Genomic DNA, 2,442 nt, shown 5'->3' with positions numbered 1-2,442 from the left:
GCGTGCCTAGGGAGGATCACCATGCTCGGGCTCGTTGGTATCATTCTGTCGTTGCTGCTCCTCATGTACCTTGCGTACCGGGGCATCAATGTGCTCATCCTCGCCCCACTGCTAGCACTCCTGGCGGTTCTGTTTGCCGGCGATACGCCACTGCTCGGCACCTACACACAGGTCTTCATGACCGCGCTTGGCAAGTACGTTGTCCAGTACTTCCCGCTGTTCCTTCTGGGGGCGATCTTCGGCAAGCTGATGGAGGACAGCGGTTCGGCCCGGGTCATCGCACACTGGATCGTGGAGAAGACCGGCGCCGGGCGGGTGCTCCTGGCGGTGGTTCTGGCCTGCGGGATTTTGACGTATGGCGGGGTGTCCCTCTTCGTCGTCGCCTTCGCGGTTTTTCCGGTCGCCGCCGCGCTGTTCCGCGAGGCCAGCGTGCCGAAGCGCCTGATCCCCGGAGCGATCGCCCTCGGTTCCTTCACCTTCACCATGACGGCTCTTCCCGGAACGCCGGCCATCCAGAACGCGATCCCGGCCCCGTTCTTCGGCACCGATGCCTTCGCCGCACCCGGACTTGGCTTTATCGGCGGCCTAATCATGCTTGGCGGGGGGATGTTCTGGCTCAACTGGCGCGCAGCCGTGGCGCGTCGTGCCGGGGAAAGCTATGGAGTGATTGACCAGGGTGCTGTCGGCGACGGGGAATTTCGTCCCGGCACGGCGGGGGCGGCCTATGTCGGGGAGATGCCGGCCGGCCATCCGCTGCCGAGCTTCACGGTTGCCATCATCCCGATCGTACTTGTGATCGTGTTCAATTACCTGTTCTCTACGTACTTCATCCCGATGCTGGACACGGAATACCTGGCCGAGCCTAAATACGGCTCGACGAACCTGCAGGCCGTGCGCGGCATCTGGGCCATCATCGTTGCTCTGTTCCTGGCGATCCTGGCGCTGATCGCACTGAACTGGAGCACCTTCAAGGATCTGAGGGCGTCGGTGAACGACGGCACGATGGGATCGCTCCTGCCGATCTTCAACACAGCCTCCGAGGTTGGCTATGGCGCTACCATCGCCTCGTTGCCGGCGTTTGCCATGGTTCGTGAAGCTGTCCTGAATATCTCCCCCGGCAATCCGGTGATCTCACTTGCGGTGGCCGTGAACGTCCTGGCGGGCATCACCGGCTCCGCCTCGGGCGGCATGAGCATCGCCCTGCAGACGCTGGGCGAAACCTACCGAAACCTGGCGCAGGAGTTCGGAATCAATCTGGAGCTTATGCACCGGGTTGCCGCCATGGCCTCGGGCGGGTTCGACAGCCTGCCGCATAACGGCGCCGTCATCACGCTGCTGGCGATCTGCGGCCTGACCCACCGCGAGTCCTACGCCGACATCGGGATGGTTTCGGTGGTTGTCCCAACTTTCGCCCTGATCACCGTGATCGTCCTCGGCTCCACCTTCGGCACCTTCTGAACGCGGGGAGAGAAACCATGCTTCACCGCCTGCTGATTGCTGTCCTGCTCACCACCTCACCGGTGATTGCCGCCGAACTCCGCCTTGTCACCGGCGAGCTGCCGCCTTACGCCTTCCACGTGCCGCCGCCGACCGTGGCCGAGGTGGGGGAGCCGATGGGGCTCGTCTACGAGGTCGTCCGTGAGATTGCATGGCGGATTGGCCACTCGGGTACGGTTGAGTTCTGGCCCTGGACCCACGCCCAGGAAATGGCAATGACCCAGCCCGATATAGGCATTCTAGCGCTGACCCGCTCGCCGGAGCGTGAGGAGAAGTACCGCTGGTTGGTCAATGTGGTCACGGATGATCTTGTTCTGGTCGGAGGAGCCGGCGTCGACGTGCATGATCTTGCCGCGGTCAAGGACCGGCCGATCGGCGTGCTGCGGCGGAGCGGGGCCGAAGCGCTGCTGCACGAGCGCGGCTTCAGCCGGATTCAGTCGGCAACCGAGGAGTGGATCAATGCGCAGCGGATGAAGGACCGCCTGATCGACGCCTGGTTGGCGCCGCGGCTGATGGTGCTCTATGCCTACCGCGAGGTGGGCGGCGACGTGTCGACTCTCAGCATCGGCCAGGTCGTGCGCCGGAGCGAGATCTGGCTTGCGGCGTCTAAGGATGTGTCAGACCAGGAGGCCGGGCGGTGGCGTAGCGGCTTCGAACAGCTGCGCGCCGACGGTACCTATGATGCCATCCTGGCCCGGTACGCCCGGCTGCGGCCGGAGCCGGTGCCTGAGGACCGGCGTGCCGCTGAGATCCAGTGGGTTAACTGACGCCGACAGCGGCATGCTTTCCGGTTGAACCGCGAGGTCCGGCCATCAATCTCGTCGGTCTCCGCCTCGCATCCGAAGCGGGCAAGGTCTGCCGTCTGTCGTGGTAAGGAACGCCATTACTGGGACCTTGGTGCAAAAATAACCATGGAGCTGTCGCGGTGGCAGGTGGGTCGGTATA

At 64.0% G+C, this 2,442-nt stretch carries 2 protein-coding genes; both read left to right on the top strand.

Features of this window, described 5'->3' with window-relative positions; translation table 11 throughout:
• Window positions 1-21 precede the first annotated feature (21 nt).
• A complete protein-coding gene (locus AC5JJ6_RS09260; protein ID WP_496041760.1) occupies window positions 22-1,458 on the top strand; it encodes a GntP family permease in 1,437 nt (478 codons plus the stop codon).
• A gap of 17 nt (window positions 1,459-1,475) precedes the next feature.
• A complete protein-coding gene (locus tag AC5JJ6_RS09255) occupies window positions 1,476-2,264 on the top strand; it encodes a substrate-binding periplasmic protein (RefSeq protein WP_496041759.1) in 789 nt (262 codons plus the stop codon).
• The last annotated feature ends 178 nt before the right edge of the window (window positions 2,265-2,442 follow it).

The sequence above is a fragment of the Skermanella sp. genome (genome assembly GCF_059503625.1).
The sequence above is the reverse complement of the archived record's forward strand: the minus strand, read 5'-3'. Positions and strand labels throughout refer to the sequence as shown.

What these genes read in the sequence shown, in the direction of transcription:
- AC5JJ6_RS09260 (WP_496041760.1), top strand. Translation starts at nt 22, where the DNA reads ATGCTCGGGCTCGTTGGTATCATTCTGTCGTTGCTGCTCCTCATGTAC.
- AC5JJ6_RS09255 (WP_496041759.1), top strand. Translation starts at nt 1,476, where the DNA reads ATGCTTCACCGCCTGCTGATTGCTGTCCTGCTCACCACCTCACCGGTG.